The sequence below is a fragment of the Chryseobacterium sp. WX genome (genome assembly GCF_029542485.1).
In the GTDB taxonomy this organism is placed as follows: domain Bacteria; phylum Bacteroidota; class Bacteroidia; order Flavobacteriales; family Weeksellaceae; genus Chryseobacterium; species Chryseobacterium cucumeris.
The window spans coordinates 4751079-4765286 of record NZ_CP120710.1 but is presented as its reverse complement, the minus strand read 5'-3'; the positions used below and the strand labels follow the sequence as shown (position 1 = coordinate 4765286).

Genomic DNA, 14208 nt, shown 5'->3' with positions numbered 1-14208 from the left:
AGATTTTTTTAACTTTTCCAAAGAAACGTATTTCTTTTCTTTCAAAGTTATTGTTAAGATACAGATTGTCAAAGATAAAAAAATTAATATAGAGCTGTACTTAATACTCTTCTGCCCTATTTTACTTAGAAAATTTAAGAAAGTCGATTATAAAAAACACACAAAATCAACATTCTTGTTACTTTAAATTCTAAGATAACCCTTTATCTATAATTTGTACATACAATAGATTCTTTCTCTTGATCATTTATTCTGTTTGTTCGATGACTTCAACAAATTTTTTACACAAAATGGATTTATCATAAACTGTTTCAGCCAGTTTCCTTGCATTCTGTCCCATTTCCTTTACCAATTCAGGATTGTCTTTCAGATAGAGTACTTTTTGTGCTAGTTCTTCCGGACGGTTTGGGTTTACATAAAATCCGCAATGGTATTTTTCGGCTATATCTTTCGTCCAGCCGGCAGAGTTTACAATAATTGGTTTTCCTGCAGACAACGAATCGAAGAGCTTGTTTGGAGAGTTGGTATACAAAATAGGAATATCCAAAAAGGAAATCATCGAAACATCCGAAAAATTGACAATCTCAGATACGTCAGTCATAGGGAACTTTCCGAGAAATTTCACATTTTTAAGATTACTTTTTTCTACTTCTTCTATCAAATCTTTTTCGGTAGAACCTCCTCCTACAAACAAAAATTCTATATCTTCTCTATTGTTTAATAATTTGGCGGATTCAATAATTGTCTGAGCCCCATTTGCCAATCCCAAAGAACCAAAGTGAACTATTTTGAAGGAATCTTTTTTTAAGCCGAGCTTTTCCATCAGTTGATCATTTTTTCCCCTAGGCCAGAATTCGTCCATTTTAGCCATATTAGGAATCATGGATGTTTTTTCTTTAGGAATATACTTTACAACTCCAGCCTGCATACCCGGAGAAAGAGCAATAACACGGGAAGCATTTTTATAAATCACTTTTTCCAGCAGACGAGTCGTTTTTATTGTCCAACTATTTTTTATGGCTCCCATCTGTATTGGCACCTCCGGCCAGAGGTCTCTTACTTCAAAAACAAAAGGCTTCTTTTTAAACCACTTTAATATAAGTGCCGGAATACCTATTGTAAGAGGAGTAGATGTAGCAATTACCAAATCGATATCTTTCTGTTTCATTCCTACTACAGATGATTTGTACATAAATTTCAAGAAGGCCTTTAACCTTCTGGAAACACTCATATTCTGGTCGTAGTCTTCTTTTATATAAACGACTTCAATACCATCAATTTCTACAATTTTAATATCCTCTGAAAATTTGGATGATGAGGTGAGCATAGTAACTTTATGCCCGTTTTTAATAAGTTCTTGTGCCAGCCAGTACGATCTTGTTCCTCCTGGCTCCTGAGGAGTTACGAAATATTGGTGGATGTATAATATATTCATTATTTTTTTTCTATATATAATTGTTGATATACTTCAGCTATTCTCTTCCAGTCATGATTTTTTAACAATTGTTCCATATCAAAACTATAATGATCTCGTTTTTGGATTAACCGTTCAAGCCCTCGTTCGATTGCAGAAACAGAAGTGTCCTCCACTTTTTCTCCAATAGAATCATCATAAAAACCGTCGATCCCTTCATTTTGCGTGTACATCACCGGTAAACCTTGCAAAAGTGCTTCTATATAGACCAAGCCAAAGGTTTCTGCTTTGGAAGGCATTGTAAAGAAATCGCTTCGTTCGTAATAGGATTTTAGAACAGGCAGACTGTCTACTTTTCCTACAAACTCAAAGGAATGATCATTTTTAATGGAATCCAGGATTCTTTTCTCGTCATTTCCTCCCCCTCCAATCAGTGTTAATTTTATTTTATTCTGAATTTTGTGATTATGATTCTTAACAGCATTAATAAGGTTAAAAACATTTTTGCCCTTATTGAATTTCCCTATATAAAGCAGCTGAATGTTTTTTTCATTCTCAACAATTTTCCTGTTTATAACCTTTGATTCTATCCAGAAAGGGTCTACACCATTTGGGATCACCATTAGTTTTTGCTGTATATCGCTCATGATATGAGACAAGCGGGGATCTTCAAGCATTCTTTTTTTATAGACTGCCGAAATGGTTATGATCTTATTTGCATTCTGAAGTATTTTTTGTCCGTAGCCTCTTTCGTGCAGAAAATACTTCAAAAACACGTTAAGATCTGTATTTCGTACTGCTAATATGTATGGAATATTATATTTTTTATGAAGCTCATAGGCCACCCCACCATCGCTGTACCAGGTGTGAGCATGAATAAATCTGACGGTCTTGAGGTCTATTTTTGCTTCAATGTCCTGTACTATTTTTTTAATTTTTCTTTTATACAAAATCCGATCTGCATATTTTGATAAAATATGGCTATAGATAATTTGAGAGCGGGTATTTTTAAAATCTATTTTATTTTTCCCTATTCTGGAAGATTCTCGAAATGGATTATATACAATCTGCTCTAGCCCGTTATTATCCAGCTCCCTCACCAAATTTTTATAAACTGTAGATCCTGAGTAATCGTTTGTAATGTGAAGTATCATTATGGATAAATTGAATTAAACTGCAGCTCTAAAGAAGAGTTGCTAATTTTATTACTGTAATTCGAAAGGTTTTTTTCGACTAAAGGGTATAAACTTGCATCAAAATAGATAAGTTTCATCCAGCCATCCGATATTTTCCATCCTGTATTCTGCACACTTGGATCTGTAGTACCATCTACATTATCGGCAATACTGTTCCCTTTAAGAATCTTAAGCTTTAAGGTATTGCATAAATAATTGAAATTAAAGTCAGCCCAATTGGCATTTCCCAATTCTTTTGCCTTTATTAAATATAAAACAACATGATTTCCATGTGACACATCCTGTACAACCGGTTTATAATTCTTAATTTTCTGTAACGCCTTACAAAAAGTATCAGGATACGTACTGTTCCACGTATAATACAAAACGCTACCTGCGCTCTTATTTAAAACCAACGCTTTTTTTAGCTGCTGATCAAACTGATTTACAAATAAGGCATATGAATTTTTATCAGATTCGTCATACTTCATCAGATAGAGTGCAACAACAGCCCAGTTTGCTCCTGTATGAAGCCTCTGATGAAACAATAATGAATAATCTCCATATTGGCTGAAGCTTCTGGCTTTCCATTTATCGAAGGAGTATTTTAAACCACTTTCTATCGCTGGTTGATAATTCGTATACAATTTATTCTTAGCTAGAATATCCAAAAACTCACCAATATATCTGAAAAAATATCCTTCCGAAATTAAATGCTCCTTTCCGTTCGCTACTGCATTCTGATTTCCTTTTGCGACATTCATCACCCAGCCATTCTTTTGATACGAGGTATTTGAATTCGTATCAATCAGGATTGGTTTTATGACAGAAATATTAGTATCAATATATTTTTTATCTTTTGTTTTAAGATACATATTGTTATTTGCATTGATAAAATATCCTAATGCCATGAAATCATAAGTATTTTTACTCTTCGATGACAGTTCCATTTTCTGCAAACCATAACTTTTGGATGCCTGCATATCTGCATTATACCTGCTTACTCTGTTTTGCTGAGCAAAAGAAAAGCTAAATAATAATAACGCACTAAGCTTTATAAAATCACTTAAATATTTCATAATTATTAATATTATAATTTTGAATCAGATTCTGTAACTGCTTATCGTTACCTCCATCTGCAACGTTTTCCTGACTTAACTTAAAGAGTGAATTTTTATTTTCAATGGGAATTAGGTTTGAAAAATAATCGGATTTCACTGTCTTTGTCTTATTCAACTGAGCCATAATATTCAGCCAGACATCATCTGCCATAAAACATAAGCTGACAAATGCATCTTTATTTACAACTTCTTCACTAAAAAAATTACTTTTATATAAAGTTCCTCCCCCACTTGTGTGAAATAGATCAAATGTCGGTCCACAATTTCCGAAGACTTTTTTCCATTTTGAATATTTGCTTATGGTATTATCATCATTTCTAATAACCTTATGTGCTCTGTGGCAACAAATTGTATCGGGATATTTCTTATGTAAATCCATTAAGTCTTTGATGATATTCGACGGATAAAAAATATCATCATCTATGGTTATAATAACGTCGTTTTGATATTCCTTAAAGGCATAGTAATACTTTTTATGAGATCTTAAATCTTCATCTACAAATCTTATTTCTAATTGCTTCTTATTGTAGTAACCCAGAAGATTATCCGGTATATCTTTCAACTCATTCGGAAATTGATCTTTTGCCAGATACAATACAATTTTATTTGGCAGCAGACTTTGTCGTAGCATACATTCTACAACCATCCATAATTTGGATATTCTTCCCGGAAATGTTGTGAGTGATACGATAATATTTTCCGGCAATTTTTCGGGTAGTACAACTTCCTTTTTAGTGTTTTTAAGATATATCGGGAAGACAAAATTTGAAAACTTTCTTATAGAAAATCTTGCTAAAGACTGAGCTTTAGAAATTTTTCTTAACGATGAATACGTTCTATCTATATAATCAATTAACATTTTTAGTTGTCGTTTTATAAAATGATGATATACAGTAAAGACTTGCCAGCCAAATCCACATGTAAGGATTATTTAAATAAACACTATTAATTGTAAATGCTAATGGCATTACCAGTAATGATCCTAATAAGATATAGTTTGGAATTTCACGCTTTTTAAAAATCCTTTTGGGATTAAAAATTTTAAATAACAATAAAAGAAATGTAAAGAAAACAACAATCCCATATTGAGAGAGTAATTCTATAAATAAATTATGGGGTACTAGGATAGGATTATTTGTCATTTTATTCGCTGTATCAGAAAAATTTCCAGCTCCCACACCCAAAAATTTTGAGTCAATAAACATGTCTATACCGACATTGATCATTTCTTTTCTAGAATTGTCTTCCAGTCCTTTTTGTTCTATTCTTGTCTTTAAATAAGAAAATGCTGCATTATTCATTACATATATATACCCTGCAACAGATGCTATTATTGAAATGAATGTGTACATAATGGTTTTGCTGATTGACTTGCTGGAATAAAAAATAATATATATTACAGTAGATATTAATAAGCACAGCATAGTACCACGACTTGCATTAGTTAATACAACCCAAACAATTGCAAAAATAAAAAGGATATAAAATGTTTGAAATAATTTGTTTGAAATAAATTTGAGTTTAGCTAAAATAAAAGGAAATGAAATCGCCAAAAGGTGATTATATAAATTATAATTTCCAAAAGTAATAGCTGCATATTTTCTAAGAGTTCCCACACCTCCTAATACCGTATCATCTCCAAACTTTGAATTAGAAAAGTGTAAGTTGAAATTAATTTCTATAATTGCAATTGGAATACTTAGTAATACAAATATAACCCAGCCATTTATCAGTTTATTTAAACTTATATACTTGCTAAAATTTACTATTTCAACGAAAATAATAAAATTTATCAGCGCATATGCAAACTCTTTTAAGGATTGGTCATTATTAAATGTTAAAAATAACATTGACAATACACAATACATAATAAAAGAAAAGAAAAACAATAAATACTCTTTCCCTTTAATAAGCTTTTTATTTAAATCCTGTATCAGTAAAGGTAAAAATAAAATAGCAAGAAGTCTCGGTGCTTGTAGCATACCACCGTATAAACCAAATATCTGTGAAATGATTAATATTAGGGTTATATTTTTCTTTAAGTAATTCATCTATTAATCAAATTATCCAACCTTATCAGAAGGAAAATAAAATTCCAATTCTTATAAATAAAAACCGATTTGGAAGGAAATAGTTTTCTTTTAATATATTTCACAATAAAAGAATCATACTCTCTTGTAAAAACAAAAAAGTTTTTTTTACTGATGCTATTTAAAAGATCCATAATTTCATCTTTTTTCATATTACTCTTATGTAAAAAAATGAACAGCAAACTAAAATAATAGTGGTGTCTGTTTATTATGAACTTTTTTGGAAAAAAATTTATTATATCTTTCCTATTATATAATTCTAAAATTTTTAAAACTGATTCTACATTTTTTATAGTCTGCTTTTTTTTCATAATTGACTCTCCCCTCTGTACATAGTTTACGAAGATATTGTCAATAACTTGCAGAGCAGGATTTTTACTATAGACTTGTGTATTAAATAACACATCCTCATAGATGGCTCCTTTTTCAAATATGATCTTATGTTGATCCAAGAAATTTTTTGAATAGATCTGTGTCCATGCTTGAACACCATAGTTATTGTATTTTAACAGCAAATCGTGGCCACTAATCTTTTCTTCATTTTCAAATTTTTCAAATTTGACAATTTTATTTTCATAAATTTCCTGATAATTAAATAAGAAAATATCGGTCTCTTTATTGATTTTTTCAAAAAAGATATCAATACTATCACTTTCAATATAATCATCTCCATCAACAAACCAGATATATTCCCCTTTGGCTATTTTATATCCGGCATTTCTGGCATCAGAAAGCCCCCCGTTTTCTTTTTCCAGGATGACAATTCTTTTATCCGCTTCTTTATATTTTTTACAAATACTGATACTATTATCCGGAGATCCATCAATTACCAGGATCAGTTCAAAATTAGCAGAAGTATTTTGTATTATACTGGCAATACATTTTTCTATATAATTTTCAACATTATATATTGGGACGATAATTGATAAAAAAACATCATTCATTTACATTCTCTATTAATGGTAGGTAAAACTTCCTTATCTCCTGAGGATTATATTTCTCATAGCTATCATTATTCAATAACTCATCTATTGCTGTGTTTGCTTCCTCTACATTTCTAACAAACTTGATATATTTTAAATACTTAATCCAGTTGTAAGTTCCTATAACTTTCTGATTATAATTTGAAAAAACCACGCATGGTGTTCCTGTAATGATGCAAAGAACCATTCCGTGTAATCTGTCAGTGACCACTATCTTTGCCTTAGAAAATTGTAACAGCTTATTAGTTAATATTTTTTTTCTAACAGATTTTATATCTAAATCTGTTATTTTATCACAATGCATATCAGAATTAATTATTTTGTCAAATCTTTCTTTTAAGATTTGGGTAATTTTATCTTTATCATCTGCTGTTAATATTGATTCCTGATCATTTCTGATTACTTCCAATGCATATTCCCGCTCATTTTCAAAACTATATTCAGTGTAAAGAACAATATCGGGTGTCAGAATTACTTTGTTTTTTGGAAAATATTTTTGCATTAATTCAAATGATTTTTCCTCTCTGGCTGTCAAGATCAATTTTTTGTGTTTTCCAAAAATATCTTGTGTTCTTTTTAATTCAGATTCACCAATCTGATCATTTGAATAATAAATCGTTTGTGGAAACAGTATAATTTTATTTTCAGGAAAGTTTTGAATTACCATTCTCCTTAAATTTTCTTCCCTCATATATTCATTCCCAAAATTGCCACCGCCATGAACAAATATCAAATTATCAGGCTTAATAGTATTTCTATACTTTTCTATAAAATACTTCATCTGAGACTGATTGATCTCAAAAATGTGATGGCCAGGTAAATTTTCCTGAAAAAATTTTAGCTGCCCCTCAGCAATAGCGTGATCTCCAATATTAGTATGAGTAGGAGTCTGAAATAAAAATAACCGCTTTGACCTGCAATTAGTAATTTCATCAGCAATTTTATCTACTCTGGCATTATTCTGTATATTATTGATAATTGAATTTGCTTTATTTTTTATTTTGTTAAATAAATCCATATTTATTTCTTTATTTTTTTTATGATTGTTTTTTTAAACTGTAAATACTCTTCCCGCTTAATACCAATAAGAATAATTAATACCAACAAAATAATCTCAGCAGCAATGGTTGAAGATATTGCAAAAAAGTAACTGCTAAAATCTATTTTTTTTATGACCCATACCAGAATAAAACAAGAGAAAATAACCAGAAAGGTCTGTTTTAAATAAAGTACTACGTCTGGCCAATCATATTTCAATTTATGATTAACATAAAGAAAACGAAATATGAAGGTGCATAAATTTAAAATAACATTTAAGCTCATAATATATACAGGAGAAAAACCTAATTTTAAGAATATATATGCCAGCGGAAGATTTAATAATAATATCAATGAAACCCCTAATTGATAATTTCTGATATTTCCAATGGCATTGGCAGACATCCAGAATGGTCCAACTATAGCATTAATAATAGAGCCTATTATAACTATTTGAGTGAAGCTTACAAGGTATTGAGGTAAATTAACACCAAGCCATAATTTTAAAATAAATTCTGTATGTAATAAAATCGGTATTGATAAAACTAAAAAGAGAAATACTGAATATTTCGAAGTATTTAATACTAATCTTTTATGTGTTTCCAAATCATTTGAAGCATAACTCTGAGTAATTTGTGGATTAAATGCTACCTGCATATTGGAAACAAAACTATACAAAACACTATTTACCTGATTCGCAATACCTAAGGCCGCATTTACAGTTACACCGATGAATATATTCATAATCATATTCAATCCCTGCGTTGAACTTAAAACAGCCACTTGTCCGAATAAGCTCCAACCAGAAAAAGATAATAATTCTCTGAATAGTTTTTTGTCAGAAAAATAATGGTAAGCAGTTTCTTCCTTAAAGTTCCTATAGCAATAAATTTTATAGATTACATTAATTATAAGATTGACCAATAATAATAAAAATGAATACACTATGAGCTGATCATATTCAACAAAAAGCGATAATAAAAATACAATAGCCAGTTTTAGCACAGTCTCCACTATACCCAAATAGGCATAGAATGACATTCTTTCATTCGCCAGTATGGTAGCATTGAAGGGTATTCTAATGATATTGATTATTGTTGTAATAATAGAAAACTGAAATACAAAATTTGCAGCATTAAGTCGGTGAGCAGGTATATTTAACTTGTAATTTAAAAACCATAATCCAATAGTCTCAGACAAAATCAATACAATGATTGAGATAATTATATGAATATTGAGACTCATACAAAAAACTCTATTAACTTTTTCTTTAATATTTGAAGCCAGCTCAATATTTAAGAATCGTTGAGTAGCACTTGTCATGGCATTATTTAAAAACGAAAATAATACAACTACTCCAGCTACTAAATTATATATCCCAAAATCCTCTACGCCTAACTTCTGTAAAATAATCCTTGAAGTATATAAGGAGATAGCCATATTGATTATCATCCTTATGTAGAGTAATATTGTATTTTTTGCGATCTTTTTTGTACTTGACAATTTATTTACTTTTAATCATTACCAAATAGATCCCTTGTGTACACTTTTTCTTGTACATCAGCAAGTTCAGGCGCATTGCGGTTAGAAATAATGACATCGCATTCTTTCTTGAAAAGTTCTAAATCTTTTACCACTCTGGAACCGAAAAAAGACTCTTCATTAAGGGCCGGCTCAAACACTTCCACTTCTACTCCCTTAGCTTTAATTCTTTTCATTACGCCCTGTATGGCAGATGCTCTGAAATTGTCGGAACCTGCCTTCATGATCAGGCGGTAAACTCCTACTTTTTTGGGTTTTTTAGCCAGTACTGAATCTGCTATAAAATCTTTACGGGTTCTGTTAGCATCTACAATTGCCTGAATAATATTATTGGGAACTGCATTATAATTTGCCAAAAGCTGTTTGGTATCTTTAGGCAGGCAGTACCCTCCGTATCCAAAAGACGGATTATTATAATGCGAACCAATTCTTGGGTCCAGACCAACACCTTCTACAATCTGGCGGGTATCCAGTTCGTGAATCTGCGCATAGCTGTCTAATTCGTTGAAATAAGCCACACGCAATGCTAAGTAGGTATTTGAAAACAATTTAATTGCCTCTGCTTCTGTAGGATTTGTAAATAATACTGGAATGTCCTTTTTTATGGCACCTTCTTTCAGTAATTCTGCAAAAATTCTTGCTCGCTCACTTTGCTCCCCGACAATAATTCTGGAAGGATATAAATTATCATATAAAGCTTTACCTTCTCTCAAAAATTCAGGAGAAAACACCACATTATCTAAATGCATTTTGCTTTTTAAGTCTACGGTATAACCTACAGGAACCGTAGATTTAATAATGATTACAGCCTTAGAATTATACTCTGCAATTTCCTTAATTACATTCTCAACACTGCTTGTGTCGAAATAATTGGTAGTGGGGTCATAATCTGTTGGAGTGGCGACAATTATATATTCAGCCTTATCGTAAGCTTCCTTCTTATCTAAAGTGGCTTTGAAATTAAGGGGTTTAGTACTTAGAAACGTACTGATTTCTTCATCTTCAATAGGAGATTTTTTAGAATTAAGCAATTCTACTCTCTCCTGAACAATATCTAAAGCTACAACTTCATTATGTTGGGCCAATAAGACGGCATTAGACAAACCTACATACCCTGTTCCTACGACTGCTATTTTCATTCTCTATTTTTTTATAAACGATTATCGTATTTCTCTAAAATTCCTTTAACATCATATAAAACTCCTCCTTCCTTCAGATAGCGGGAAAGATCAATATTCAGGAATTCATCATGAGAAACTGTGAGAACAATTGCATCAAACTGTCCCTTCACATCTTCAAGAGAATTGGTAGATTGTATACCATATTCATGCATTACTTCTTCTGGATTTGCCCACGGATCATACGTTGTCACTTCTACAGAATAGTCTTCCAGAGCATTGATAACATCTGCAGCTTTCGTATTTCTTACATCCGGACAGTTTTCTTTAAAAGTGATTCCAAGATTCAGTACTTTGGCATCCGTAATGTTGATTCTTTTCTTAATCATTGTTTTTACCACCTCGGAAGCTACAAACTGCCCCATGGAATCATTCAGTCTTCTTGCGGTAAGGATAAGCTCAGAATAATATCCTACGTCCTGCGCTTTCTGGGCAAGATAGAAAGGATCTACCCCGATACAGTGTCCTCCTACCAATCCGGGCTTGAATTTCAGGAAATTCCATTTCGTTCCTGCTGCCTCCAGAACTGCGTGTGTATCAATATCCAGAAGATTAAATATTTTGGCAAGCTCATTCACAAAAGCAATATTGATATCACGTTGTGAGTTTTCAATAACTTTTGATGCTTCAGCTACTTTAATAGTAGGTGCCAAATGGGTACCTGCTGCAATTACAGATTTATATAATTCGTCTACTTTTTTACCAATTTCTGGTGTAGAACCTGAAGTTACCTTTAAAATCTTCTCTACGGTACGTTCTTTATCTCCCGGATTGATTCTTTCAGGAGAATATCCTGCAAAGAAATCCTCGTTAAACTTTAATCCCGAAACTTTTTCCAGTACAGGGATACATTCTTCTTCTGTAACACCAGGATAAACAGTAGATTCATAAATAACAATATCCCCTTTTTTCAATACTTTTCCTACTGTTTCAGATGCTTTATATAAAGGTGTCAGGTCCGGACGATTATGTCTGTCTACCGGTGTAGGAACAGTTACGATATAGATGTTAGCCTCCTTAATATCTTCCAGATCAGATGAGCAAAGCAATCCTTTTGATGAGTTTGAAAATGGGTTATCTTTCACTAAAACCGGCTGTAGTACTTCATCTTCTACTTCCAAAGTGGAATCTTTTCCGCTATTCAGTTCTGCAATTCTGGCCTGGTTGATATCAAAACCTACTACGGCATATTTTGTTGCAAATAAACGGGCCAGTGGTAATCCTACATACCCCAATCCGATTACCCCAATTTTATTCTGTATATTCATATTAAATGTGATGTTCTTACTTTATTTTAATGTTTATTTTGAAGATAATTTGATTTATTTATTAAAAAGCTTTTGCCACCAGTTTTTCTTCTTATCAGCTGTATATCCGTAACCATAGCCATAGTTGTATCCGTAACCGTAACCACCAACATTTTTAGAAACATCATTGATCACGAAAGAAACGTTTGATATCTTTGATTCTTTAACCAGTTTATTGGCAAAATCTATTAATATTTTTCTTGATACTCCTGATCTTACCACGTATAAAGAAGCGTCAGCTGTATCAGAAATACTCAATGTATCCGAAACAAGCATCAGCGGAGCAGAATCGATCACAATATATTCGTAACGGGACGACATTTCACTGATAAGCTTCTGATAACGACCGTTGGAAAGAAGCTCCTGAGGATTTGGAGGAATAGATCCCGCATAAATTACATCACATTCAGGATTGGTATCGGAAATATGTATAAGATCTTCTATATCTGTCGTTTCATCGTATAAATATTCCGTAAGACCTGCATTCTTAACACGCTCATCATCATACCTCTGTATTTGCGGATTTCTAACATCCGAACCAATGAGTAATGATCTTCCGTTTTTGCTTCCCAGTGTCAGAGCAAGATTCACTGAAACCAGTGTTTTTCCTTCTCCTTTCACTGAAGAAGTTACCAATATGACTTTCGCTGAATCTTTTTTAGGAAGCAGAAATTTCAGGTTGGAAACCAATATTCTAAATGATTCCGCCAACTCTGAGAAATCATTTCTCTGTACCAAATGATTCTGATCATCCTTCAGCGATGGTATATCTGCTAACACTCCAAGTGGCGAATTTTCAGTAATATCTGTACGGCTGTAGATTTTATCATCCCACATAAAGAAAAGATAGAATACTCCCAACGGTAACATTAATCCCAATAAAGCCGCTGCCAAAAGAATAATATTTTTCTTAGGTGAAACCGGAATATCATCTGTATAAGCAGGGTTTACAATTTTAGCTTTCGGAACATTCACAGAAAGATTGATTGCGTTTTCTTCTCTTTTCTGTAAAAGAAAAAGGAAAAGCTGCTCCTTAAGATTCTGCTGACGTTCGATACCTCTGTAGATTTTTGATTGTCCGGGAACCTTTTCAATCATATCTGTACTGGCAGAAATTTGGCTGTTTATCTGTGCGATAGATGCCTGAACGGTTGCTTTTTGCTGACGAATGTTATCTCTTACAATTTCTTTTAGTGAAGAAATTTCTTTATTCATTTCTATCACTGCAGGGTTCTCATTGGTTGCCTGCTTCAAAGTTTTATTTCTAGTGATAACAAGATTATTATATTGTAAAATGGCCTGTTCCAAAGAAGGATTAAGTCCTAAATTAGAGGGCATAAGCTGATTATCTCCTTTTGAAGCTTCATTTTGAAGAGAGTTAAGAAGATCCAGCTGGGTCTGCTGTATAAGAATTTGTTTTGTGTTATCATTTGTATTCTGAAGCGCCAACTGAGCCTGCGCCTGTAAGTCTACGATTCGGTTACGATTTTGGAAATCTTCTTTTTGATTCTCCACTCCTGAAAGGTCTCGTGAAATAACCTCTAATCGTTTATCGATAAATTCCTGAGTATTTTGAGCTTGTAAGTTTTTATCTCTTAGCCCATCCAGATTATACTGTTTGGTTACCTCATTAAGAATAGCCTCTGATTTTTCAGGAACAGTTCCTACAATCTTAATGTCCATAAGCATAGCCTTCTGATCCGGAAGATCAACCTGGATCTTTTTTTCCAAAGATTTTACCTTCTCTATAGGATTCCAGAAGACAATTTTATATTTATCTTTAAAGGTAAGACCCGGTACTTTTTGAAGAACTACAGTTCCAAAATCAAGAGCTAGATTTTTATCGAAAGTTCCCTTTACTTTTTTGTTTTCCTTATCTTCCAAAACAAATTCGTTTCCGTTGACTTCTTTTACCATGTATTGGGAAGAAACAAATTTTTTGGTATTCTTATAAGAAATAATTTTTGCAACAATCGGTACTTTGATAAATAATTCTGAATCCCTTATCTCACCCGAATTATAATATTGTATATTAAGATTTAGGTTTTCAACAACTTTCATAAGGATTGGTCTGGAGTTTACCACAGCCACTTCACTTTTAAGTTCATCTGCATTTCCTAAACCAAGTCCTAAGTTATCAAGATCAATTAGTGCTCCTGTTAAATCAGACTGTTTCTTATCAAATTTTAAAGTAGTAGTCGATTCATATTGAGGCACAGCATATCTTAAATATATAAAGGCTATAGTAACAAATAATAAGACAGATGCTATAAACCAAGGCCATTTTACTAAATATTTTCCAATGATCTTTCTTAAATTCAAAGATTCTTCACTTTCCTGAAATTCTATCTGCTGCATAT

The 14208-nt window shown here is 32.2% G+C and carries 11 protein-coding genes; all 11 read right to left on the bottom strand.

Annotated features, from left to right (window positions below):
- Window positions 1-247 precede the first annotated feature (247 nt).
- Window positions 248-1435, bottom strand: coding sequence for a glycosyltransferase family 4 protein (locus PZ898_RS21895; RefSeq protein ID WP_062676389.1), 1188 nt, complete (start codon window positions 1433-1435; stop codon window positions 248-250).
- Window positions 1435-2568: a glycosyltransferase gene (locus PZ898_RS21890; protein WP_120232993.1), complete on the bottom strand. Its 1134-nt coding sequence runs from the start codon at window positions 2566-2568 to the stop codon at window positions 1435-1437. The genes PZ898_RS21895 and PZ898_RS21890 overlap by 1 nt, the downstream gene beginning before the upstream one ends.
- Window positions 2568-3668 carry a hypothetical protein gene (locus PZ898_RS21885; RefSeq protein WP_062676391.1) on the bottom strand — a complete coding sequence of 367 codons (1101 nt, stop codon included), beginning with the start codon at window positions 3666-3668 and terminating at the stop codon, window positions 2568-2570. Before PZ898_RS21885 ends, PZ898_RS21890 begins: the two co-directional genes overlap by 1 nt.
- Entirely contained in the window at window positions 3652-4569 is a 918-nt protein-coding gene (locus PZ898_RS21880) for a glycosyltransferase (protein WP_123278162.1), read from the bottom strand. Before PZ898_RS21880 ends, PZ898_RS21885 begins: the two co-directional genes overlap by 17 nt.
- Window positions 4559-5761, bottom strand: a complete 1203-nt coding sequence (locus PZ898_RS21875; RefSeq protein WP_120232990.1) for an O-antigen ligase family protein — start codon at window positions 5759-5761, stop codon at window positions 4559-4561. Before PZ898_RS21875 ends, PZ898_RS21880 begins: the two co-directional genes overlap by 11 nt.
- Entirely contained in the window at window positions 5758-6744 is a 987-nt protein-coding gene (locus PZ898_RS21870; RefSeq protein ID WP_123278163.1) for a glycosyltransferase, read from the bottom strand. The genes PZ898_RS21875 and PZ898_RS21870 overlap by 4 nt, the downstream gene beginning before the upstream one ends.
- Window positions 6737-7801, bottom strand: coding sequence for a polysaccharide pyruvyl transferase family protein (locus tag PZ898_RS21865; protein ID WP_277694233.1), 1065 nt, complete (start codon window positions 7799-7801; stop codon window positions 6737-6739). The genes PZ898_RS21870 and PZ898_RS21865 overlap by 8 nt, the downstream gene beginning before the upstream one ends.
- Window positions 7802-7803: 2 nt before the next feature.
- Complete coding sequence (locus PZ898_RS21860; protein WP_277694232.1) at window positions 7804-9261, bottom strand: lipopolysaccharide biosynthesis protein; 1458 nt, start codon at window positions 9259-9261, stop codon at window positions 7804-7806.
- A 74-nt stretch (window positions 9262-9335) separates the two neighbouring features.
- Window positions 9336-10502: a nucleotide sugar dehydrogenase gene (locus tag PZ898_RS21855; RefSeq protein ID WP_120232986.1), complete on the bottom strand. Its 1167-nt coding sequence runs from the start codon at window positions 10500-10502 to the stop codon at window positions 9336-9338.
- Between the two features lie 11 nt (window positions 10503-10513).
- Window positions 10514-11809 (bottom strand): nucleotide sugar dehydrogenase, encoded by a 1296-nt coding sequence (locus PZ898_RS21850; protein WP_277694231.1) that lies wholly within the window; start codon window positions 11807-11809, stop codon window positions 10514-10516.
- 54 nt (window positions 11810-11863) lie between these two features.
- Window positions 11864-14206, bottom strand: a complete 2343-nt coding sequence (locus PZ898_RS21845; RefSeq protein ID WP_123278165.1) for a polysaccharide biosynthesis tyrosine autokinase — start codon at window positions 14204-14206, stop codon at window positions 11864-11866.
- Window positions 14207-14208: the final 2 nt, after the last annotated feature.

Coding starts and splice junctions, on each gene's coding strand:
- PZ898_RS21895 (WP_062676389.1), bottom strand. CDS start 1,435: ATGAATATATTATACATCCACCAATATTTCGTAACTCCTCAGGAGCCA.
- PZ898_RS21890 (WP_120232993.1), bottom strand. CDS start 2,568: ATGATACTTCACATTACAAACGATTACTCAGGATCTACAGTTTATAAA.
- PZ898_RS21885 (WP_062676391.1), bottom strand. CDS start 3,668: ATGAAATATTTAAGTGATTTTATAAAGCTTAGTGCGTTATTATTATTT.
- PZ898_RS21880 (WP_123278162.1), bottom strand. CDS start 4,569: ATGTTAATTGATTATATAGATAGAACGTATTCATCGTTAAGAAAAATT.
- PZ898_RS21875 (WP_120232990.1), bottom strand. CDS start 5,761: ATGAATTACTTAAAGAAAAATATAACCCTAATATTAATCATTTCACAG.
- PZ898_RS21870 (WP_123278163.1), bottom strand. CDS start 6,744: ATGAATGATGTTTTTTTATCAATTATCGTCCCAATATATAATGTTGAA.
- PZ898_RS21865 (WP_277694233.1), bottom strand. CDS start 7,801: ATGGATTTATTTAACAAAATAAAAAATAAAGCAAATTCAATTATCAAT.
- PZ898_RS21860 (WP_277694232.1), bottom strand. CDS start 9,261: ATGGCTATCTCCTTATATACTTCAAGGATTATTTTACAGAAGTTAGGC.
- PZ898_RS21855 (WP_120232986.1), bottom strand. CDS start 10,502: ATGAAAATAGCAGTCGTAGGAACAGGGTATGTAGGTTTGTCTAATGCC.
- PZ898_RS21850 (WP_277694231.1), bottom strand. CDS start 11,809: ATGAATATACAGAATAAAATTGGGGTAATCGGATTGGGGTATGTAGGA.
- PZ898_RS21845 (WP_123278165.1), bottom strand. CDS start 14,206: ATGCAGCAGATAGAATTTCAGGAAAGTGAAGAATCTTTGAATTTAAGA.